This is a genomic window from Pseudomonas mohnii (assembly GCF_900105115.1).
GTDB lineage: Bacteria > Pseudomonadota > Gammaproteobacteria > Pseudomonadales > Pseudomonadaceae > Aquipseudomonas > Aquipseudomonas mohnii.
The window spans coordinates 281,666-304,086 of the sequence record NZ_FNRV01000001.1 but is presented as its reverse complement, the minus strand read 5'-3'; the positions used below and the strand labels follow the sequence as shown (position 1 = coordinate 304,086).

General features: G+C 61.6%; 19 protein-coding genes. 4 read left to right on the top strand and 15 right to left on the bottom strand.

What is annotated here, in order from left to right; all coding sequences use genetic code 11:
* Positions 1–11: 11 nt before the first annotated feature.
* The 3 genes from BLV61_RS01275 (at position 12) to BLV61_RS01265 (ending at position 3,268) form a co-directional block, all read left to right on the top strand.
* The gene (locus tag BLV61_RS01275; protein ID WP_090461964.1) at positions 12–1,205 is read left to right on the top strand and encodes an acetyl-CoA C-acyltransferase; all 1,194 of its coding nucleotides are present in this window, start codon (positions 12–14) and stop codon (positions 1,203–1,205) included.
* A 147-nt stretch (positions 1,206–1,352) separates the two neighbouring features.
* Positions 1,353–2,480: an acyl-CoA dehydrogenase gene (locus BLV61_RS01270; protein WP_047529329.1), complete on the top strand. Its 1,128-nt coding sequence runs from the start codon at positions 1,353–1,355 to the stop codon at positions 2,478–2,480.
* 14 nt (positions 2,481–2,494) lie between these two features.
* The gene (locus tag BLV61_RS01265; RefSeq protein WP_047529327.1) at positions 2,495–3,268 is read left to right on the top strand and encodes an enoyl-CoA hydratase; all 774 of its coding nucleotides are present in this window, start codon (positions 2,495–2,497) and stop codon (positions 3,266–3,268) included.
* Positions 3,269–3,426: 158 nt separating this feature from the next.
* On the opposite strand, the gene BLV61_RS01260 is transcribed toward BLV61_RS01265, so the two are convergent.
* The 13 genes from BLV61_RS01260 to arnB all read right to left on the bottom strand — a co-directional run bounded on the left by BLV61_RS01260 (position 3,427) and on the right by arnB (position 18,425).
* Positions 3,427–4,578 carry an acyl-CoA dehydrogenase family protein gene (locus BLV61_RS01260; RefSeq protein ID WP_090461961.1) on the bottom strand — a complete coding sequence of 384 codons (1,152 nt, stop codon included), beginning with the start codon at positions 4,576–4,578 and terminating at the stop codon, positions 3,427–3,429.
* 3 nt (positions 4,579–4,581) lie between these two features.
* Complete coding sequence (locus BLV61_RS01255; RefSeq protein ID WP_090461958.1) at positions 4,582–5,688, bottom strand: enoyl-CoA hydratase/isomerase family protein; 1,107 nt, start codon at positions 5,686–5,688, stop codon at positions 4,582–4,584.
* A gap of 160 nt (positions 5,689–5,848) precedes the next feature.
* Entirely contained in the window at positions 5,849–6,556 is a 708-nt protein-coding gene (locus BLV61_RS01250) for an HPP family protein (RefSeq protein ID WP_090461956.1), read from the bottom strand.
* Positions 6,557–6,717: 161 nt separating this feature from the next.
* On the bottom strand, positions 6,718–7,896 hold the full coding sequence (locus BLV61_RS01245; RefSeq protein WP_090461954.1) for an MFS transporter: 1,179 nt from the start codon (positions 7,894–7,896) through the stop codon (positions 6,718–6,720).
* A gap of 142 nt (positions 7,897–8,038) precedes the next feature.
* Entirely contained in the window at positions 8,039–9,622 is a 1,584-nt protein-coding gene (locus BLV61_RS01240) for an ArnT family glycosyltransferase (protein ID WP_244159772.1), read from the bottom strand.
* Entirely contained in the window at positions 9,622–11,007 is a 1,386-nt protein-coding gene (locus BLV61_RS01235; protein ID WP_047529316.1) for a UDP-glucose dehydrogenase family protein, read from the bottom strand. Before BLV61_RS01235 ends, BLV61_RS01240 begins: the two co-directional genes overlap by 1 nt.
* On the bottom strand, positions 11,004–11,405 hold the full coding sequence (arnF, locus tag BLV61_RS01230) for a 4-amino-4-deoxy-L-arabinose-phosphoundecaprenol flippase subunit ArnF (protein WP_047529314.1): 402 nt from the start codon (positions 11,403–11,405) through the stop codon (positions 11,004–11,006). Before arnF ends, BLV61_RS01235 begins: the two co-directional genes overlap by 4 nt.
* Entirely contained in the window at positions 11,402–11,746 is a 345-nt protein-coding gene (arnE, locus tag BLV61_RS01225; RefSeq protein ID WP_090461949.1) for a 4-amino-4-deoxy-L-arabinose-phosphoundecaprenol flippase subunit ArnE, read from the bottom strand. The genes arnF and arnE overlap by 4 nt, the downstream gene beginning before the upstream one ends.
* A complete protein-coding gene (arnT, locus tag BLV61_RS01220) occupies positions 11,743–13,392 on the bottom strand; it encodes a lipid IV(A) 4-amino-4-deoxy-L-arabinosyltransferase (RefSeq protein ID WP_090461947.1) in 1,650 nt (549 codons plus the stop codon). The genes arnE and arnT overlap by 4 nt, the downstream gene beginning before the upstream one ends.
* Positions 13,389–14,273: a 4-deoxy-4-formamido-L-arabinose-phosphoundecaprenol deformylase gene (gene arnD, locus BLV61_RS01215; RefSeq protein ID WP_090461945.1), complete on the bottom strand. Its 885-nt coding sequence runs from the start codon at positions 14,271–14,273 to the stop codon at positions 13,389–13,391. Before arnD ends, arnT begins: the two co-directional genes overlap by 4 nt.
* Positions 14,273–16,264 carry a bifunctional UDP-4-amino-4-deoxy-L-arabinose formyltransferase/UDP-glucuronic acid oxidase ArnA gene (gene arnA / locus BLV61_RS01210; protein WP_090461941.1) on the bottom strand — a complete coding sequence of 664 codons (1,992 nt, stop codon included), beginning with the start codon at positions 16,262–16,264 and terminating at the stop codon, positions 14,273–14,275. The genes arnD and arnA overlap by 1 nt, the downstream gene beginning before the upstream one ends.
* Positions 16,261–17,280, bottom strand: a complete 1,020-nt coding sequence (gene arnC / locus BLV61_RS01205; protein WP_047529303.1) for an undecaprenyl-phosphate 4-deoxy-4-formamido-L-arabinose transferase — start codon at positions 17,278–17,280, stop codon at positions 16,261–16,263. Before arnC ends, arnA begins: the two co-directional genes overlap by 4 nt.
* Positions 17,277–18,425, bottom strand: coding sequence for a UDP-4-amino-4-deoxy-L-arabinose aminotransferase (gene arnB, locus BLV61_RS01200; protein ID WP_047529301.1), 1,149 nt, complete (start codon positions 18,423–18,425; stop codon positions 17,277–17,279). Before arnB ends, arnC begins: the two co-directional genes overlap by 4 nt.
* Before the next feature lie 378 nt (positions 18,426–18,803).
* Here arnB and BLV61_RS01195 point away from each other — a divergent pair, with 378 nt between their 5' ends.
* Positions 18,804–19,742 carry a site-specific integrase gene (locus tag BLV61_RS01195; RefSeq protein WP_090461939.1) on the top strand — a complete coding sequence of 313 codons (939 nt, stop codon included), beginning with the start codon at positions 18,804–18,806 and terminating at the stop codon, positions 19,740–19,742.
* A 16-nt stretch (positions 19,743–19,758) separates the two neighbouring features.
* On the opposite strand, the gene BLV61_RS01190 is transcribed toward BLV61_RS01195, so the two are convergent.
* Positions 19,759–20,823 carry an ABC transporter ATP-binding protein gene (locus BLV61_RS01190; protein WP_047529297.1) on the bottom strand — a complete coding sequence of 355 codons (1,065 nt, stop codon included), beginning with the start codon at positions 20,821–20,823 and terminating at the stop codon, positions 19,759–19,761.
* The gene (locus tag BLV61_RS01185; RefSeq protein ID WP_090469664.1) at positions 20,820–22,418 is read right to left on the bottom strand and encodes an ABC transporter permease; all 1,599 of its coding nucleotides are present in this window, start codon (positions 22,416–22,418) and stop codon (positions 20,820–20,822) included. Before BLV61_RS01185 ends, BLV61_RS01190 begins: the two co-directional genes overlap by 4 nt.
* Between the last annotated feature and the right edge of the window lie 3 nt (positions 22,419–22,421).

Below are 22,421 nucleotides of genomic sequence, written 5' to 3'. Positions count from 1 at the left end.
GAGGAATTGTCATGAGCCTTTCCAACGATCCAATCGTCATCGTCAGCGCCGTTCGCACCCCGATGGGTGGTTTTCAGGGCGAGCTGAAAAGCCTGACCGCGCCGCAACTCGGTGCGGCCGCCATCAAGGCCGCCGTGGAGCGCGCCGGTATCGCCCCGCAAGCGGTCGAAGAAGTGTTGTTCGGCTGCGTCCTGTCCGCCGGCCTCGGCCAGGCCCCGGCGCGCCAGGCTGCGCTGGGCGCCGGGCTGGATAAATCGACCCGCTGCACCACCCTGAACAAGATGTGCGGTTCGGGGATGGAAGCGGCAATTCTGGCCCACGACATGCTGGTCGCCGGCAGCGCCGAGGTGGTCGTCGCCGGCGGCATGGAAAGCATGTCCAACGCGCCATACCTGCTGGACCGCGCTCGCAGCGGTTACCGCATGGGCCACGGCCGCGTGCTCGATCACATGTTCCTCGACGGCCTGGAAGACGCTTACGACAAGGGCCGCCTGATGGGCACCTTCGCCGAAGACTGCGCCGAAACCAACGGTTTCAGCCGCGAAGCCCAGGACGCCTTCGCCATCGCCTCGACCACCCGCGCCCAGCAGGCGATCAACGATGGCTGCTTCAAGGACGAGATCGTGCCGCTGACCGTGACCGTCGGCAAAACGCAGGTGACGATCAGCAACGACGAACAGCCGCCAAAAGCCAAGCTCGACAAAATCGCCTCGTTGAAACCGGCGTTCCGCGAGGGCGGTACGGTGACGGCGGCGAACTCCAGCTCGATCTCCGACGGCGCGGCGGCGCTGGTGCTGATGCGCCGTTCCGAGGCCGACAAGCGCGGCCTCAAGCCGCTGGCGGTGATTCACGGTCATGCGGCGTTTGCCGATACGCCGGGCCTGTTCCCGGTGGCACCGGTCGGCGCGATCAAAAAACTGATGCACAAAACCGGTTGGTCGCTGGACCAGGTCGATCTGGTCGAAGTCAACGAAGCCTTCGCCGTGGTCAGCCTGGTGACCATGACCCAACTGGAAATCCCCCACGAGAAGGTCAATGTGCACGGCGGTGCCTGCGCCTTGGGCCACCCGATCGGCGCCTCCGGTGCGCGGATTCTCGTGACCCTGCTGTCGGCGCTGCGCCAGAAAGGCCTGAAACGTGGCGTGGCGGCCATCTGCATCGGCGGCGGTGAAGCCACGGCCATGGCCGTGGAATGCCTGTACTGACACCGCCCCCCCCCTGTAGGAGCGAGCCTGCTCGCGATGGACTTGAACGATTACGCGGGCTGCCTGGATAAATGTGGCGCCCTTGCATCCATCGCGAGCAGGCTCGCTCCTACAGGTTTTGTGATTCAACCTAAATAAGGACTGGTCATGATCCCCAATGACGACCAACAACAAATCCGCGACATGGCCCGGCAATTCGCCCAGGAACGGCTGAAGCCGTTCGCCGCCGAATGGGACCGCGAGCACCGTTTTCCCAAGGAAGCCATCGGCGAGATGGCCGAATTGGGCTTCTTCGGCATGCTGGTGCCGGAACAGTGGGGCGGATGCGACACCGGCTACCTGGCCTACGCCATGGCCCTGGAAGAAATTGCCGCCGGCGACGGGGCCTGTTCGACCATCATGAGCGTGCATAACTCGGTGGGTTGCGTGCCGATCCTCAACTACGGCAACGACGAGCAAAAAGAACGCTTCCTCAAGCCCCTCGCCAGTGGTGCGATGCTGGGCGCCTTCGCGCTGACCGAGCCCCAGGCAGGCTCCGATGCCAGCGGTTTGAAAACCCGTGCGCGCCTGGAAGGCGATCACTATGTGCTCAATGGCTGCAAACAATTCATCACCTCCGGGCAAAACGCCGGGGTGGTGATTGTGTTTGCGGTGACTGATCCGAGTGCCGGCAAACGCGGGATCACCGCGCTGATCGTGCCGACCGATTCACCGGGCTACACCGTCGCGCGGGTCGAAGACAAACTCGGCCAGCACGCCTCCGACACCTGCCAGATCCTCTTCGAAGACGTGAAGGTCCCGGTGGCCAATCGCTTGGGCGAGGAGGGCGAAGGCTACAAGATCGCCCTGGCCAACCTCGAAGGCGGCCGTGTCGGCATCGCCTCGCAATCGGTGGGCATGGCCCGCGCGGCCTTCGAAGCAGCCCGTGACTACGCCCGCGAACGCGAGAGCTTCGGCAAGCCGATCATCGAGCATCAAGCGGTGGCTTTTCGATTGGCCGACATGGCGACCCAAATTGCGGTCGCCCGGCAAATGGTGTATTACGCTGCCGCCCTGCGTGACAGCGGCAAACCGGCATTGGTCGAAGCGTCGATGGCCAAGCTGTTCGCCTCGGAAATGGCCGAGAAGGTCTGCTCCTCGGCGTTGCAGACCCTTGGCGGTTACGGTTACCTGAACGACTTTCCGCTGGAGCGGATCTACCGCGACGTGCGGGTGTGCCAGATCTACGAAGGCACCAGCGACATTCAGCGCATGGTTATTTCGCGCAATCTTTGAGAAGGAGTCCATCTGTGAGCTACGAAACGATTTTGCTGGAAACCCATGGCCGTGTAGGCCTCATTACCTTGAACCGCCCGCAAGCGTTGAACGCCCTGAATTCGCAAATCATCGGCGAGCTGAACCACGCCCTCGATGGTCTGGAAGCCGATTCGAACATCGGTTGCATCGTGCTGACCGGCTCGAAAAAAGCCTTTGCCGCCGGTGCCGACATCAAGGAAATGTCCGAGCTGACCTACCCGCAGATCTACCTCGATGACCTGTTCAGCGACAGCGATCGCGTGGCCAACCGTCGCAAGCCGATCATCGCGGCGGTCAACGGGTTCGCCCTGGGCGGCGGCTGTGAACTGGCGCTGATGTGCGATTTCATCCTGGCCGGCGACAACGCGAAGTTCGGTCAGCCGGAAATCAACCTCGGCGTGCTGCCGGGCATGGGCGGTACCCAGCGCCTGACCCGCGCCGTGGGCAAGGCCAAGGCCATGGAGATGTGCCTGAGCGGGCGTTTGATCGATGCCGTGGAAGCGGAGCGTTGCGGGATCGTGGCGCGAATCGTGCCAAGCGATGTATTGCTGGAGGAAGCCCTGAAAGTCGCGACGCTGATCGCCAAGAAGTCGCTGCCGATCGCCATGATGGTCAAGGAGAGCGTCAACCGTGCCTTTGAGGTGACCCTGTCGGAAGGCGTGCGTTTCGAGCGTCGGGTGTTCCACGCAGCGTTTGCGACGCAGGACCAGAAAGAAGGCATGGCCGCGTTCATTGCCAAGCGTGAGGCGCAGTTCGTCGGCAAGTAATACGGCGTTTTTGCTGACGCCATCGCGGGCAAGCCCGCTCCCACAGTAGGTTTTGGGTGTGCTGCGGATTTTTTTCACACCGAAAAACCTGTGGGAGCGGGCTTGCCCGCGATGCTTTTGAGGCGCCCTCAGCTCAGCTACCTCGCTCCTACAGGGCCTCACACCAGGTAGTTCTTCAGTTCCCGTGCAATCACCATCCGCTGAATCTCGCTCGATCCTTCATAGATCTGTGTGATTCGCGCGTCCCGGTAGTACTTCTCCACCGGATAATCTTCCAGGTAGCCATAGCCGCCGTGAATCTGAATCGCTGAGGAGCAAACCTTTTCGGCCATTTCCGAGGCGAACAGTTTGGCTTGCGAGGCCTCCGACAGGCAGGGTTTGCCGGCTGTACGCAGGCGCGCCGCGTGCAGGATCAACAACCGTGCGGCGTTCAATTGCATGTGCATGTCGGCCAGCAGATTGGCGATGCTCTGGTGCTCGATGATCGGCTTGTCGAACTGTACGCGTTCGCGGGCGTAGGTCAGCGCCGCTTCAAAGGCCGCTCGGGCAATGCCCAGCGCTTGGGCGGCGATGCCGATGCGTCCGCCTTCAAGGTTGGACAGGGCGATGGCCAGGCCCTTGCCGCGTTCGCCCAGCAGGTTGGCCTCTGGAATGCGGCAGTCGTTGAGGGTGACCGCGCAGGTGTCGGAGGCGCGGATACCCATCTTGTGCTCCGTGCGGTCGACGATGAAGCCCGCGGTGTCGGTGGGCACCAGAAACGCCGAGATACCGCGTTTGCCCAGGTCCGGATCGGTCACGGCAAACACGATCGCCAGTTTTGCCCGTTTGCCGTTGCTGACAAACTGCTTGGCGCCATTGATCACCCATTGGCCGTCGCGCAATTCGGCGCGGGTGCGCAGGTTGTGCGCTTCGGAACCGGCCTGGGGTTCGGTCAGGCAAAAACAGCCGATGGCCTGGCCGCTGGCCAGATCCGCGAGCCAGGTCTGCTTTTGTTCATCCGTGCCGTAGTTGAGCACCGGCCCGCAACCCACCGAGTTGTGGATGCTCATGAAGGCGCCGGTCGCGCCGTCGCCGGCCGAGATTTCCTCCACGGCCAGGGCATAGGCCACGTAGTCGACGTAGGTGCCGCCCCATTCCTCGGGCACCACCATGCCCAGCAAACCCAGTTCGCCCATCTTCGCCACCAGGCCATCGTCGATCCAGCCGGCCTTCTCCCAGGCCTGGGCGTGGGGGGCGATTTCGCCACGGGCGAAGTCCCGGGCCATGTCGCGGATCATCACTTGCTCTTCACTCAATTCGATATCGTGCATGACTCAGCTCCCGCTCTCATCGAAACCCTCGAAGAAACTCGCGACATGCCCAGCGTCCAGCGCCTGCAAGGTAGGCGGGTTCCAGCGTGGTTGTTTGTCTTTGTCGATCAGCAAGGCGCGCACGCCTTCGATCAGGTCACCGCGCTCGAACCACTGGCGGTCCAGGTGCAGCTCCAGGGCGAAACATTGTTCCAGGCTCAGGCGCCGACCGCGCCGCAGCATCTCCAGGGTCACGCCCATGGCCAGTGGAGAGCGGGTTTCCAGCAGGTCGGCGGTGGTCGTGGCCCATTCATGGCTGTCGGCGACCGTCACGGCGCGCAGTTGCTCAACAATACTCGGCACATCCGGCAGGGCGAAGAAGTGATCGATGGCCGGACGCAACGCCGCCAGCGGCGCGTCGGGCAGCTGTTGCACCGCGAGTTTCGCCAGCAGGCCCTGAAGGTCCTTCAGTGGCGTGTCGCGCCATTGCAGTTGATCGAGTTTTTCGTCCAGCGTGGCCAGCTTGCTGCTGTCCAGATACCAGTCGGCGAGGCCGCAATAGAGCGCGTCGGCGGCGCGGATCTGCACGCCGCTGACGCCCAGGTAAATCCCCAGTTCTCCGGGAATGCGTGGCAGGAAGTAACTGCCGCCAACGTCGGGGAAGTAACCGATCCCGACTTCCGGCATGGCCAGACGGCTTTTTTCGGTGATCACGCGCAAGTCGGCGCCTTGCACCAGTCCCATGCCGCCGCCGAGGACAAAACCGTCCATCAGGGCCAGTACCGGTTTGCGGTAATGGTGGATCGCCAGATCGAGGGTGTATTCCTCGACGAAGAAGTCTTGGTGCAGGGTGTCGCCGTTTTTGAAACTGTCGTGCAGCGATCGAATGTCGCCGCCGGCACAGAAGGCTTTCTCGCCGGCGCCGCGCAGGACAACCGCGTGCACCTGAGGATCCTGCGCCCAGGCATCGAGTTGGCGTTGCAGGGTGCGGACCATGTCCAGCGTGAGGGCGTTGAGGCCAGTGGGGCGGTTGAGGGTCAGGTGACCGATGTGGTTGCGAACCTCGGCCAGCACGTCGTTTTGCGTGGCATCCATGGACTGTGTCCCCGGAGAAGAAACCTGAGCAGTCATCACTAACTCCCTGCTTTTATTGTTCTTTATTGAGAAGCTCGCGCGCGAGCGATGCAGGATCGTAACAGTGCAAATTTGTGATGTACAACCGGAAAATGTGCAGGTGCTTACTGCATTTTTGCATGGCGACCATCGGCGCCTGCGGCTGACACCGACGGGTTCAGGCGCTGCGGCTCAGTACTTCACCAATACTGCGACGTTTGGCGTGTAACTCACTGGTATGAATCAATTGTTCAAGGTCTTCGGGCGTGACGTCGAAGAAAGCCTCCATATCGGCGAGGGCCTTTTTCAGGTCCTCGGCGGTGATCGCCTGGCGATCAGTTGGCGGATGATCGGCAGGCACCACGGCCACCGGTTCGTTGGCACGCTTGGGGTAACGGATGCGCGTCAGGTTGTTGTAGGCCAGGGCGCAGAACAACATGATCGAGGCGCCGAGCATCACTGGGCCGAGGGCTTTCCAGTCCAGGGCAATGGTCGCCGGGTCTGCCAGCACCAGCGTCAAGGCGAGGGCGCCGGCCGGTGGATGCAGGCAGCGCAGCCAGCACATCAGGACCAGGGCCATGCCGGCCGCCAGGCATGCGCTGGTCAAGGTGCGACCGAGTACGTGCGCCACCAACAGCGCCACCACCGCCGCGCTGAAGTAGCCGCCGAGAATCGACCACGGTTGCGCCAGCGCCCCTGAGGATACGGCGAAGAGCAACACCGCCGACGCTCCTAACGGTCCGATCAGATGTTGTGCCACCTCGATACCGAATACCTGCCCACACAGCCAGACACTGAGCAGGGTGCCGAAGGCCATGCCGATGGCGGCGCGGCTCCATTCAGAGGGGCGGGTGTTGATGGCGGCAGGTAACCAGCGAGCGAGCATGGCGGAGTGCGTTCCCTTGAGCAAAATCGAGGAAAAAAAAGGGCTTACCGGGGGAAGCCCGGAAAGCCCTTGAAGTTGTTCCAACTGTTGGGGGAGGAACGAGCACAGTGTGCCGGTGATTCCTGATGCTGACAAATTCATATTAATGAAGCTTCAGTTCATTATTTCTGATGTATTACCACGCGACGGCCGCTCATGAAGCACAGCACACCGCCCAAGGCTGCGAGGACACTCAGGGCATAAAACATGGTGGGCGCCGGGGTGTGCATCAGCAGGAAGCCGCAAATCACCGGGCTGAGTGCACCGCCCAGGGCGGCCAGGTTTTGTGCGCCGTAATAGCTGCCACGCAGTTCAGCCGGGGCCAGGGTGTCGACGAAGAGAAATTCGGCCGGATAAATGATGATTTCGCCGAGGGTGAAGATAAACATCGCCACGCACCAGCCCACCAGGCTGTCGGCCAGGCTGAAGCCGATCAGCCCAAGGATGAACAGGGCCGTTCCGCCGACGATCCAGTGGCGCAAGTGCTCGCGCTTGAGGAAACGGCCGATCTGATACTGCAACAGGATCACGCTGATGGCGTTGCAGGCGAGCAGGGCCGCCATGACTTTAAGGGTGTTCTGGTCGTCGCTGGTGACCAGCAGGTACTGAGACAGATAAAAGGTAAAGCGCCCGTGCACCACCGTACTGAGCAGGCAACCGCAGGTGAACATGATCAGGGTGCGGTCGGTTTTCAGGGTGATCAGGGTGTTGAGGAAGCTCTGCGCCTGTCCGATTACAGGGGGCAGCGCCGGGTCCCTGGCAACGCCGGTCAGTAGAAAAATGCTGCAAAAGGCGATGGCGCCGGCTATCAGGAACGGCGCGATCGGATAAATCCCGGCAATCACCACGCCGAGCATCGGGCCGATGGCGTAGCCAATGTTGGTCAGGGTGTAGCTCAGGGAAAACGCCTTGGCCCGTTGGCCCACCGGCAGGTTTTCGCTGAGGATCGCCTTTGAACCGATGAGGAACAGCGCCGAAGCGGTTTCGGTGACCACCAGGATGACGGTGGTCAGGTAAAGGTTTTCGGCCAGGGTCAGCAGCACCAGGCCGATGGCACTGGATAGCATCGTCAGGATCAGCAGACGGCGTTTTTCCAGGCGATCGATGATGTAACCGCCGTAGAGCGTGAGCAAGGTTGCGATGAACACCGCGATGCCCAGCAGCAAGCCAACGTCCTGTTGGTTGAGGCCGAGTTTGTTGCTCAGGAACAGCGTGAGCATGGGGCTGGTGATCGCGCGGCTGATGACGATGGTCAGCGAGCAGATCAGCAACCGGCGGATAACGAGCGAGTAAGCGGCCACGGGGTGAATGTCCTTATTCGAAAACAGCTGCGGTAAGCCTCCTGTTTAACACGCCACCGCAAGCTGTTGAAGAACAAGCTCGATCTTCAACAGCTTGCGGTGAAAGGCCATCCGATCGCGCCCCGTGACGTCGGTCCCTCTATCAGGGGCGATGCAGCAGAACAAAGTCGTTCTTGTCGAAACGCCCGGTCAGTACGGGTGGCAAAGCGCCCAAGGGGGTGCCGTGCAGGGCGTTGTAGTCCTTGGCGTCCATCATCAACCACAACGGCCCCTGAAGGCTGTCCAGCTCTTGAGCCGACTCGGTGAACACCGGTTGCACGTCCTGCTCGATATTGACCATGAACTTGATGGCCTTGGCGTCCTTGCCCAGGGCGTGCAGCACCAGTGGCGCCGGGTCTTTTTGCACCTGTGCAAAGGCCGCGCGACTGAAGGTCCGGGTGTCGTACATCTGCCGTTCGAGCGGTTCAAACACCAGGATGTACACCGCCCACAACGCCAGGACCGAACACACGGCCAGGGTTTGCGGGCGCCAGTGCGGTTTGGCAAGGATCGCCACTGCAAGCAGTTGTAACGCCCCCAGGATCACCAACACCGTAGCAAGGTTGGGCACGTGTTGATCAAACCGTCGCTGGGCCACCAGCAGTCCGCCGATAAACAACGCCGGCATCAGCAGCCACAAGCCTTGCATCAAGCCGCGTAGCCAACCGAACACCCGACCCTGGGCCACGGCAAAGGGATACGCTGCAATGATCGCCACAAAGGGCAGTATCGGCAGCAGGTAGCGGGCTTTTTTCGCCTGGGGAATCGAAAGCCCGAGCATCACGATCAACCCGGCTGCAGCGCAATACTGGAGCAATCGCACTGCCGGCCCGGTGTCGCGCGGTTTGTTAAGGGCCAGTCCCAGCAATGCCAGCAGCGCCAGAGGATAGGCCAGCGCATAGTTGCCCATCGAACTGGTGAAGTAGTAGAGCGAGCCGCTGACGCCTTCGCTACCGTCCATGCGTCCCATGAACTGCATGCGAATCACGTCCTGCATGAAGACCGGCCCGCCACTGGCTTTGGCCATCCACAGTAGCGCGCCGACACACAGACCCAGCAACACGGCGGCCGTCAGGCCGAAGCCGAAAAACCGCTGCCATTGACGATTGAGCAGGAAGTAGCTGCACAGCATGCCGGTGGGAATCACCAGCCCGATCGGCCCGCGCAGGCCGAAACCCAACAGCAACAAGGCGAAGATCAGTAACCATCGACGGGGTGCCGAGAAGTGATCGGCGGCGTAGCCCAGGTAAAACACGGCAAATGCCACCGCCGCGAGCATCAAGTCCTGGGAAACCGCGCGCGCTTCGGTGATGAAGGTGTTGGTCAGCAACATCAGGGCGATGCTCAGCAACGCCCATCGGCGGGAAACGGGTGCGACCAGACGGTACATCAGCGTGACGACGACCGCCCCGGCGATGGCGCTTGGCAACCAGGCACTGAAGCTGGTGACCTGGCCGAACGGCAGGGCCGTCAGCCAGATGAACAGCGTCGAAAGCCCCAGGTAGTCAGCGTAGGGCTGACCATAGGTGGTAGGGAAAAACGACGGCCCGTGTCGCAGCATCTCCTGGGCAAACAGCACGAAGCGCGAATCGAAACCGATTGGCGCTTGCTGGTATGCCCCGGCGATGAATAACAGCAGGGCCAACAGTCCCACGACGCAGGACTGTTGGCGGATGGACAGCGACATTACGCTGAGGCGTCGAGTGGGGCGGACGGCCATTGTTGATGCGGGATTGGCAACTTGCGCGATTCGCCACGGCCCATCGGGAAGTACAGGAAGCCGGCACGGGAGAGGCGTTCGGCGTCGTACAGGTTGCGTCCGTCGAAGATCACCGGGGCAATGAGGCGCTGGCGGATCAGGTCGAAATCCGGTGCCTTGAATTGCTGCCACTCGGTGCAGATGATCAGCGCATCGGCACCGGTCAGCACCGATTCCGGCGTTCCCATCAGCATAAGCTTCGCTTCATCGGGATACAGTTTCTGGGTTTCCTGCATCGCTTCGGGGTCGAACGCGCGCACGTTGGCGCCAGCGGCCCACAGCGATTCCAGCAGGACCCGGCTCGGCGCATCACGCATGTCGTCGGTGTTGGGTTTGAATGCCAGGCCCCAGAGAGCAAAGGTCTTGCCCTTCAGATCGCCCTTGTAGAACGCGTTGATGCGTTCGAACAGTTTGTGTTTCTGCCGCTCGTTGATGGCTTCCACCGCTTGCAACAGATCGTTGGAGCAGTGGGCCTCTTCGGCACTGTGAATCAGGGCGCGCATGTCTTTGGGGAAGCATGAACCGCCGTAGCCGCAACCAGGGTAGATAAAGTGGTAGCCAATACGGGAGTCGGCGCCGATACCCAGACGAACCGATTCGATGTCGGCGCCCAGGTGTTCGGCCAGCTCGGCGATCTGGTTGATGAAGCTGATCTTGGTCGCCAGCATGCAGTTGGCGGCGTACTTGGTCAGCTCGGCGCTGCGCAGGTCCATGAACATGACCCGGTCATGGTTGCGGTTGAAAGGGGCATACAGGTCGCGCATCACATCGCGCACTTCATCGCGCTCGCAACCGATGATGATGCGGTCCGGACGCCGGCAATCGGACACGGCCGAGCCTTCTTTCAGGAACTCCGGGTTGGAGACGATATCGAACTGCAGCGAACGCCCGTCCTTGGCCAGGCATTGTTCGATGTGTGCACGCAGGGTATCGCCTGTGCCGACCGGTACAGTGGATTTCTCCACCAGAATAAGCGGTTGTTCGCGGTGCCGCGCGACGGCGTCGCCCACGGACAAGACGTAACGCAGATCCGCCGAGCCGTCCTCGCGGGACGGTGTGCCGACCGCGATGAACAACACCTGGCCGTGCTGTACCGCGAATTTTTCATCGCTGGTGAACTGCAACCGTTTGCCGTCCAGGCCTTCGCGCACCAGGCTGGCAAGCCCCGGTTCAAAAATGCTCACATGACCTTGTTGCAGCAACTTGACTTTTTTCTCGTCAATATCCATGCAGACCACGTCGTGGCCAACTTCCGCCAGGACGGCGGCTTGCACCAAGCCAACATAACCGCTACCAAACACACTGATTTTCATGAGGCACTCCTAAGTTCGGGCGCACTTGCAGGTCGAGAATTAATGGTGATGACACCCAGGATGACCAGGGCGACGCCAAGGCTTTTTGAAAGGCTGAAATCTTCGTGAAACAGCGGCAGGCTGGCGGCCAACAGGTACACCAGTGCATAGCTGATGCTCAGCAGCGAGTAGGCCCGGCCCAGGGGCAGGTCACGCAGGGCGAGGAGCCAACTGAGCATTGATAGGGCATAGGCAAGGACGGCGGCCAGCACCACGGCGACCGCTGCCAGGTCGATCGGGGCGCTGAGCCATTGTTCAGGCGACGGCAGGTGGCTCATGCTCCAGCGCATGCCCAACTGCGCCGAACTGACCAGCAGCACGCTGCCCAGGGCGAAGGTGATTCCGCGACGCGGGTTCATGCGTGTTGTCCCAGCAGTGCCACGCCACCGATCACCAGGGCTACACCCAGCCAGTGACGGCGGTCGATGGTTTCATGGAAAACGAAGCGTGCGACCAGGGTGATCAGCACGAAATTGAGGCTCAACATCGGGTAGGCGATGCCCACTTCGAGGCGCTGCAGCACCAGCAACCAGACCAGCAAGCCCAGCCCGAGCGAGACGAGCGCCAGCCACAGCCACGGCGAGCGCAGTTTCTGCGCCCAGCTCGAGGGTTGTCCGCGCCAGCTTTCCACGGCGTACTTCTGGGCAACCTGGCCCAGGCATGTCAGCAGGCAAGCGAGCAGCAGCAGAATCAGGCTCATGGCGCGGCCTGAGGAATAATCAAAATGACCAGATTGCCTTGCTCATAACGCTTGCCTTCCTTGGGCAATTGTTCGAGCTCGTGCAGTTCGTCGTCCCCTTTGACCCGCATCACCACGCCGACCGGGCCTTGTTGACGGGCTTCGAGCATCCATTGCTGGATCTGATCGGGGTTGACGCGCTGCTTCAATGAATCAGGGTAGGCAAGGCCATACTTCAATTCGCCGACCGTGTTGTAGAAAGACACGTCCGGGCGCTTCGTTCGCCAGGCCAGGGCCGAAGCCGCTCCCAGGTCATTGCTCAGCAACTTGGCGCTCTGGCCGAGTTCCTGCGCGTGATCGAGGATGAACTGATCAGGCGTCTTGTTGGCGACCACCGAGTTGGGCAGGCCGGCCGGCAGCAGGCCGATCAGCAGCAGGCTGCCAAAGGCCGGAGCCCCCCAGCATTGCAGTGGCCTGAAGGCTTGCAGCAGGTTGGCCATGATCCAGCCGATCAGACCGATAAACACCAGCACCAGGTTGTGCAGTTCATGGTCGTACAGCGGCTTTTTAAGCTGCAGGTAGACCAGGGCGAGCAGGGTGATCACACCCAGCGCAAGGTTGAGAACCCCGTTGATACCGAGGACCCGGCCTTGCTCCAGTTTCAGGCGATCGGCCAGGGTGTGACCCAGCAGCAGGGCCAACGGCAGCAGGCACGGCAGGATGTAAGCCGGCAGCTTGCCTTTACTGAGGCTGAAGAAAATCAGCGGCATCCACAGCCACAGCAACAGAAACGCAATGTTGGTCTGGCGACGGGTCTGCCACGCCTGTTTCAACGCTGGGGGCAGCAGCGCCACCCACGGCAGGCTGAACCCCACCAGCAGCGGCAGGTAGTACCACCACGGCGCATCGTGCTGGGCATCTTCCCCGGCGAAGCGGCGGATATGCTCGTGCCAGAAGAAGAACCGCCAGTAGTCGGGCTCCTGCGCATGCACCGCCAGGACCCACGGCAGGCTGACCACCACGGCCACGAGAATCGCCACCGGCCCGTAGACCAGCAACTCGCGCCAGCGCTTTTGCCAGAGCATCCAGGGCAGGGCGATCAGCACCGGCAACAGCCAGGCGAGAAAACCCTTGGTCATGAAACCCATGCCACACGCCAGCCCCAGCACTGCCCAGGCGATCAAACGTTGACCGCGGTTCGCGCTATCGACAGCAAACCACAAGGCAACCAGGCTCAGGTTGACCCAGAAGGTGAATTGCGGGTCGAGGTTGGCGTATCCGGCCTGGCCGGCGATCACGGTGAGGCTCATGTACAGCAGCGCACAGGCGAAACTCTTGCGCGGCTCGTTCCACATCCGCCGTGCGATCAGGTAGCACAGCAGTACGCTCAAGGCCGTGCTCAGCGCCGAGGCGAAACGTACACCGAACAGGTTTTGACCGAACAGCGCCTGGCCAATGGCAATCATCCAGTAGCCGGCGACCGGTTTTTCGAAATAGCGCACGTCCATGAAATGCGGCGACACCCAGTTGCCGCTCAGCAGCATGTTCTGGCTGATCTGGGCGTAGCGGGTCTCATCGGGAATCCACAGCCCGTGGGTTCCCAGAGGCAGCAGGTAAGCCAGCGCCACAAGGGCCAGCAATAGCGGGAATGCCCAGCGTTTGCTCATGCGCCTTGCACTCCCAGCCAGCCTTCGCGACCGTCGAGTGTGCCGCGTACCACGCGACCGGTCGGCAAACTGTCAGGGGTGTCGGGCAGCAGATCGCCCAAGGGTTGAAAGTGAATGCCTCGCTGCTGCGCATCGCTCAGCAGTTGGCGGAAATCATTGGCCATCAGAATCCCTTCTACTTCGGCATGGATCGTGTAGACGTTGAGTTTTTCCGGTGTGAACCGGTCAAGGATAAAGCTGTTGAAGTCTTTGGCGGCGACGTTCGGACCGACCACTTCGTCGAAAGTCGGCAGATCTACGGGAATTTGTGGCGCACCCAGGCGTCCATCGGCCAGTTTCGGCTGGAACAGGCTCTGACCGCGACAATCGCTGTTATAGCGAAAGCCGAAGCGCTGCTTGGCCTCGATCACGCGCTCATCCGCGCGCCAGCCGGCGGCGGCTGAACACTCGATCCTGGCACCGAGTATGTCGCTCAGGGTGTCCACGCCACGACGAATTTGCTCGATCAATTGCGCGTCGCTCCAGCGTCCGGCATTGGCCTGCCAGCCATGGTGATCCCAGGCATGCAGGCCGACTTCATGGCCGGCGTCACGGGCTTGACGCATCAGGTGCCCGAGATCGCGACCAATCGGTTTGCCCGGCCATGCAGTGCCGGCCAGCAGGATGTCCCAGCCATAGAGGCCGGCCGCGTTTGAGCGGAGCATTTTCCAGAGGAATTGTGGACGGATGAGGCGCCACAAGTGGCGCCCCATGTTGTCCGGGCCGACGCTGAAGAAAAACGTCGCCTTGACCTGTGCCTCGTCCAGCATTTCCAGCAGCCGGGGCACCCCCTCACGGGTGCCTCGGTAAGTGTCGACATCGATGCGTAGGCCTGCCTGCATCAGCGCTTGTCCGCGATTTCGAGCATGGCTTCGCGCAGGAAGAAGTCCAGGGTGTTGCCGATGGTTTCGCGCATTTCCACGGTCGGCTCCCAGTTCAACAGGCGCTTGGCGTTGGCGATGCTTGGCTTGCGGTGTTCCACGTCCTGGTAACCGGCACCGTAGAACGCCTTGCTTTCCACGTCGCGGAAACCGGCGAAAGGCGGGAAGTTGTCGCGCAGCGGGTGAGCTTCGAACTGACGCAGCAGCTCTTCGCCCAGTTGACGGATGCTCGCTTCGTTGTCCGGGTTGCCAATGTTGATGATCTGACCGTTGCAGACATCGTTGTCGTTGTCGATGATCCGCGCCAGCGCTTCGACGCCGTCGGCGATGTCGGTGAAGCAGCGTTTCTGCTCGCCGCCGTCGAACAGGCGGATCGGCGTACCTTCCACCAGGTTGAGGATCAGCTGGGTGATGGCGCGGGAGCTGCCGATACGTGCCGAATCCAGACGGTCCAGACGCGGGCCCATCCAGTTGAATGGACGGAACAGGGTGAAATTCAGGCCTTTGGCGCCGTAAGCCCAGATGACGCGGTCCAGCAACTGCTTGGAGACCGAGTAGATCCAGCGCTGCTTGTTGATCGGGCCAACGATCAGGTTCGAGGCGTCTTCGTCGAAGTTCTTGTCCTGGCACATGCCATAGACTTCCGACGTCGACGGGAAGATCACGCGCTTGTTGTACTTGACGCAGTAGCGCACCAGCTTCAGGTTTTCCTCGAAGTCCAGTTCGAACACGCGCAGCGGGTTGCGGGTGTATTCGATCGGGGTGGCAATGGCCACCAGCGGCAGGACCACGTCGCACTTCTTGATGTGGTATTCAATCCACTCGGAGTGAATGCTGATGTCGCCTTCGACGAAGTGGAAGTTCGGATGGCTGCGCAGGCGGTCAATGGCGTCGGAACCGATGTCCAGGCCATAAACCTCGTAGCGATCATCACGCAGCAGACGCTCGGACAGGTGGTTGCCGATAAAACCGTTGACACCAAGGATCAGCACGCGGGTGCGACGCGGGGCGCGGCCGGATTCGGCACCGCGCAGCACGGAACCGTCCACCAGACCCAGTTCGTTAGCCAGTTGCGGGCCGCTCAGGTACAGGCCGTTGTCGTTGCGTTGGCCGGCGGTGATCACCAGCGAGTCTTCGCCACAGGCAATGCGCAGCGGATCGACACTGATCACTCGGCCCGGGGCCTGGCCTTCATTGCCCTTGGCCACTTCGGCACTCCAGACAATCAGCTTGTGCTCGCCCACCGCGCAGAACGCGCCCGGGTAAGGCTGGGTCACGGCCCGCACCAGGTTGAACAGTTCTTCCGCCGGTTTTTGCCATACCAGCTTACCGTCGGCTGGTGTGCGGCGACCGAATACGCTGGCCTTGGATTCATCCTGCGGGGTTTCAGTGACTTTGCCTTGCAGCAGCAACGGCAGGGTGTCGCGCAACAGGTCGGTGGCGGCCAGGCGCAATTTGCCGTGCAGGCTCAGCGCGGTGTCGCTGCGTTCGATCGAAACGGCGCGCTGGGCGAGAATCGCCCCCGCGTCGGCGCGCTTGACCATGCGATGCAGGGTCACGCCGGTTTCGGTTTCGCCATTGACCAGCACCCAGTTGGCCGGCGCGCGGCCACGGTAGCTTGGCAGCAACGAGCCATGCAGGTTGAACGCACCTTTGCGTGCGGTGGCCAACAATGGCTCGCTCAACAGGTTGCGGTAGTAGAACGAGAACAGGTAGTCGGGGTCGAGCTTGCTGATACGTTCGATCCACAGCGGATGGTTGGCGTCTTCCGGGGCATGCACGGTAATGCCCTTGCTCGCACACAGTTGCGCAACGGAACCGTAGAAGGCGTTTTCCTTGGGGTCATCGGCGTGGGTGAAGACGGCGGCGATTTCGATACCGCTGGCGAGCAGGGCTTCAATACCGGCACAACCGATATCGTGATAGGCGAAGACAACAGCTTTTGCGCTCATGGGTGAACCCGATCAGAAGAAGTGGAGGTGAGGCCATCGATGGTGGCAACGGAAACAGGAGAGGCAGGCTGACTACGCAGCACCTTTTCGATAAAGAAACGCGGGCGGGCACGGACATCGCTGTACATGCGGCCCAGGTATTCGCCCAGCAGGCCCATGCCGATGAATTGCCCGCCGGTGAACACGAACAGCACGGCAAACAGGACAAAGGTGCCACCGCCGGCCCAGCCGGCACCGAATGCCAGACGCAACACGATCAGGGCGACGGCGAAGAGTACGCCGAGGCCCGCCATGGCGAAGCCGACGATGCTCAGCAGGCGCAGCGGCGTGGTGGTCATGCAGGTCACCAGATCGAACATCAGGTTGATCAGGCGCATGGGGCTGTATTTGGATTCGCCGTGTTCGCGCTCGGCGTGGTTCACCAGGATTTCCGTGGTGTGGCGGGCGAAGCTGTTGGCCAGGATCGGGATAAAGGTGCTGCGCTCGCGGCAGGCCAGCATGGCGTCGACGATGGTGCGTCGGTAGGCGCGCAACATGCAGCCGTAGTCGCTCATGGCCACGCCGGTGGAGCGTTGTACGGCGAGGTTGATCAGTTTCGACGGCCAACGGCGCAAGGCCGAGTCCTGACGATTGTTGCGCACGGTGGCGACGACGTCGTAGCCCAGTTCAGCCTGGGCCACCAGACGCGGGATTTCTTCGGGCGGGTTTTGCAGGTCGGCGTCGAGGGTAATCACCACGTCGCCCTTGCACTGCTCGAAACCGGCCATGATCGCCGCGTGCTGGCCGTAGTTGCGGTTGAGAATGACCGCCACTACCGGGCTGTCGGGGCGGGAGGCGGCTTGTTCCAGAATATGCGCGGAGTCATCGCGACTGCCATCGTCGATCAGTACGATCTCGTAGGGGTGGTGCAATTGCTCGCACGCCGCTTCGGTGCGGCGCAGCAATTCCGGCAGGCTGTCTTCTTCGTTGTAGACCGGAATCACGATCGAAACGAAGTTGATTGGGTAAGGTCTCACAGGCGTGTGTCCAGGCAGTTTTCTATGGCGCCGACAACGCGCTCGACGTCATCGGTGGTCATGTCGGGGAACAGCGGGATCGAACACAGTCGGGCCGAGTTCCATTCGGTATTGGGCAGGTACAGGTCAGGGTAACGCTGGCGATACCAAGTATGCAGGTGTGTCGCGATGAAGTGAATGCCGGTGCCGATGTTCTGCTCCTGCAGGGCTTTCATGAACGCTTCGCGGTCGAGGCCGCAGCGCTCGGCATCGATACGCAGGATGAACAGGTGCCAGGCGTGTTGCTGGGCATGGGCAGGAATGGCCAGCGGTTGCACCGGCAGACCTTCCAGGCGTTTCAGGTAGGTGTTGGCCAGCAGCGTGCGTTTGGCGTTGATCTCGTCCAGCCGCTCCAATTGCACCAGCGCGATGGCGGCATTGATGTCGGCCAGGTTGTACTTGAATCCCGGTTCCATGACTTGCGCCTGGGGCTTGCGGCCATGGGTCAGGCGGTCGTAAGCGTCGACACCGAGGCCATGGAACTTGAGCATGCGTACCCGCGTGGCCAGGGCTTCATCGTCGGTCACGAACATCGCGCCTTCGGCACAGGTCATGTTCTTGATGGCGTGGAACGAAAAAATCGCGGTGCCCCGGGCACCGACATGGCGGCCTTTGTACAGGGTGCCCGCTGCGTGGGCGGCGTCTTCGATCACGGTGATGCCGTGCTTGTCGGCCAGTGCATACAACGGATCGAGATCGAACGCAGCGCCGGCGTAGTGCACGGGAATGATGGCTTTGGTGCGCGGGGTGATCGCCGCCTCGATGCTCGCCACGTCACTCATCAGTGTGTCACGGTCGACGTCGACGAAAACGGGAGTCGCACCCAGCAGGCTGATCATGTTGGCGGTGGACACCCAGGTCTGCGAGGGTGTAATGACTTCATCGCCCGGGCCGATGCCCAGTGCCAATAGAGTGATATGCATTCCGCCCGTGGCCGAGGACAGCGCCACGGCATGACGGCAACCGACATAATTGGCGAAGTGTTCTTCCAGCGCCTGGTTCTTTGGTCCCGTGGTAATCCAGCCCGAGCGCAGGACTTGTTCTACCGCGGCAATTTCCTCTTCGCCGATACTGGGACGGGAGAAGGGAAGAAAAGCCTGACTCATGCGCACCTCTTGGCTGAAAAAGAGTGTAGCCGTTGAGGCTAAAAAATGGATCCGGTCGCAGTCTAGACGCAAAACGAGTCAACGAATTACTTAAGGTCGGTGAGAAATACCGCCCGTTGACTTTTCCTACAACGATCGGCAAGTTGGGAAAATGCCGAGGGTCGCCGGAGCCGCATGAGGGTATGCCCGATTTTGTGAAAGGAACATGAAAAAACGGTCGGCGAATCGTTTATCTAAAAGCTATTAAGCGACTGTTCAGACTTTTACGGTTTCTCGCTGCTTTTAACAGAAAAGTCTTACAGAAATATGGCGCTGTATATGGTCTGTTTTCCACCCTTAGTTGTTTCGTTGAATTGTTTTCATTCAAGGCCGTTTCGTTTGATTGACTTACCTGCTGTTGACTCGAATATTCCCAAGACCAATCCACTGACGCTGTATCTGGCGCGACTGGCGCCGTCCAGCCAATTGACCATGCGTTACGTCCTGCAGGACGCTGCCGATCGTCTGGACTTCGAAGACGTGAACATCGAAGAGATCCCTTGGCATCAACTGCAACCTGAAGATGTGATTGCGCTGGTCGCCACCCTGCGCGCCGATGGATACGCACCCAATACCTCGTCGCTGTACGTCAATGCGGTACGCGGTGTGATGAACGAGGCGTGGCGCATGAGCCTGATCAGCCAGGAACACTTGCTGAAAATGCGTTCGGTCAAGGGCATCGCGGGCACGCGCCTGTCCCAGGGACGCAATCTCCGCCGGACGCTGATCCAGGAACTGATGGAAGTGTGTGCCGCTGATCCACGACCGCAGGGCCTGCGTGACGCGGCGATCATCGGGATTCTGTATGGCTCGGGCATGCGCAAATCGGAATCGGTGAACCTGGACTTGAATCAGGTCGACTTCACTGAGCGCAGCCTTCGGGTCACCGCCAAGGGCAACAAACAGTTAATCAAGTACGCCCCGGCCTGGGCCTTCGCCAAGCTCGACGCCTGGCTGGAGTTGCGCCGATCACAGTTGAAGGAGGGTGAGGCCGACGACACCTTCCTGTTCAACCGCATACGGCGCGGCAGCCACATCACCCGTGAGCGCATTACCAAGCATGCGATCTATTACATCGCCCGCCAGCGGGGCGCCCAGGTGGGGGTGAAGATCATGCCCCATGATTTCCGCCGCTCGTTCATCACCCGGGTCATCGAGGAGCACGACTTGTCGATCGCCCAGAAGCTCGCCCACCACAGCAACATCCAGACCACGGCCAATTACGATGTGCGTGATGACAATGAGCGGCGCCGGGCGGTCGATCGCTTCGACCTTTGAAGGCAGGGGTGAACGGTCAGCTCAGTACATGGGCGTGACCGATGGTCGAGACTTGAACGGTACTGCCAGTCGGTGGCGCGTACATGCCGGAGCTGCGCACGAGCAGTGATCGACCTGGCGCGTCGTCGGCGTTCAAGGATTGCAGCTCCACGGTCAGCGTGCAGGTGTTGCCGCTGAAATCACGCTCGGTCACCACCGCGTTGCAACCGGCAACCTCTGTCGTGTTGGGCACGACGCTGGCCAGCTGCAATTGCTCGGGCCGCAGCATGATTTGCGCCGAGCTGTTGTTGCGGTGGTTGTTGACCGGAATCCGACCCAGATCGCAATGGGCCCAACCGGCCTCGATTCGGGCGGGCATGACCACGGCGTCACCGAGAAACAGCGCGGTCTCTTCATCCTCGGGATAGCGGTAAAGGTCCAGGGGATGCCCGGACTGCACCAACCGCCCATTACGCATGACCGCCAATTGATCGGCGAAGGACAACGCTTCGCTCTGGTCATGGGTGACCAGAATGGTGGTCACGCCGGCGTCCGCCAACAATCGCGCGACCAGTTTGCGCATGGCGGCGCGCAAGCCGGTATCGAGCGCCGAAAACGGTTCATCCAGCAGCATCAGCCGCGGTTGCTGGGCGAGGGCACGCGCCAGCGCCACCCGTTGTTGCTGTCCACCGGACAGCTCATGGGGCCAGCGGTCGGCCATGCGCGCGTCAAGGGCAACGCTGTCCATCAATTCAGCGATGCGTTCTTGCCGTTCGCGGCCCTTGCTGGCCAGTCCGAAGCCGATATTGGCGGCCACGGTCATGTGCGGAAACAGGGCGCCGTCCTGTGGGACATAGCCAATCAGGCGTTGGTGCGCCGGCACCTCGTGGGTGCTATCGACCAGCGTCTGGCCGTTGAGCGAAAGGCGGCCGGTATCGGGAAATTCGAAGCCGGCGATCATCCGCAGCAACGTGGTTTTACCCGATCCCGACGGGCCGACAATCACCGTGCGGCTGCCCGTCGGCACCGACAGGCTGACGTTATCCAGGGCCCGGTGGGACCCGTAGGATTTAGAGATCGAATGCAGTTCTAAAGCGTTCATCGGCCAGCCGTTTTCTTGGATTGGTGATAAAGGAGCCCGGTCAGCGGTAGCGACAGGACAATCATCAGCAGCGCGTAGGGCGCTGCGGCGGCGTAATCGATTTCGCTGGTCATGGCCCAGAACCCGGTCGCCAGCGTGCGCGTACCGTTGGGGGCGAGCAGCAGGGTGGCGGTCAGTTCATTGGTGATCGCCAGGAACACCAGCGCGGCGCCCGCTGCAGCACCCGGAGCGGCCAGGCGCAGGGTGATCAGCCACAGGGCCCGGGCGGGCGAGCGGCCCAGACTGCGGGCCATGTTTTCCAGTTCAACCGGCGCCTGGGCGATACCGGCACGCAGGCTCACCAGGGCGCGAGGCAGGAACATCAGCAGGTAAGCCAGCAACACCGTAATGGTGGTCTGGTAAATCGGCCGGGCAAAGTGGATGGTCGCCGTCACCAATGCCAGCGCCACGACGATCCCTGGCAGCGAACTGGTGATGTAGTTGCAGCCTTCCAGCAGTCGTTGCAGGCGGCCCGGTGAGCGAATCGACAGCCAGGCAATCGGAATCGCTGCGCAGGTGGTCAGCGCCGCCCCCGCCACGCCCAACAGCAGCGTCTGCTCCAGGGCCGGCAGTAGCTCGGGCAAGTCCCAGACCTGGGTACCGCCGGCCATCAACCATTTACCCAGGGTGTACAACGGCACGCCCAAGGCCAGGACACAAGTGATGATCTGCAGGAACAACGCAAGTGCCTTCAAAGGCGCGCTCAGTTGCACCACCCGTTGCTCCCGGGCACTGCCTGAACCGACACGGGCGTAACGCGCATTGCCACGCGCCGCCGATTCTGCGGTCAGCATCGCCAGGCAACACAGGGCCAGTACCCCGGCCAGCAGGTTGGCGGCAGGCCCGTTGAAGGTGGACTTGAACTGATCGAAGATCGCAGTGGTGAAGGTGTCGAAGCGGATCATCGCGTACAAGCCGTACTCGGCCAGCAGGTGCAAGCCGACCAGCAAGGCACCGCCGCAAATGGCCAGGCGCAATTGCGGCAGCACCACGCGGAAAAATACTGCCCAGGGCTTGAGCCCGAGGGACTCGGAAACATCTTCGATGGCCGGGTCGAGTCGACGCAGCGTCGCGGCCACCGGCAGGTAAAGAAACGGGAAGTAGGCGATGACCGACACCAGCACCCCGGCGAACAGCCCGTGAATCGGTGGCACCAGGCTGACCCAGGCATAACTGTGAACGAACGCCGGCACCGCCAGCGGCGCGGTGGCCAGCAACGACCACCAGCGTCGTCCCGGCAAATTCGTGCGTTCTGTCAGCCATGCCAGCGCTACCCCCAGGGCAATACACAAAGGAATGGTGATCACGACCAGCAACACGGTGTTGACCAGCAATTCGCCGACGCGCGGCCGAAACACCAGTGGCACCAGGGTGGACCAGCCGGTCTGCAGATAAACGCCGACGACGAATGCGATGGGAAGCAGTGCCAGCAAGGAAACCAGCACGGACAGGCCAACGACCCACGCGCCGCCACGGCTCGCGAACCGGCCGCGTGATCGACGACGCAGGTGGGCAGGTATCGCCTCGGCGATACCTGCCGGCAGGGTTTCAGGCAACAA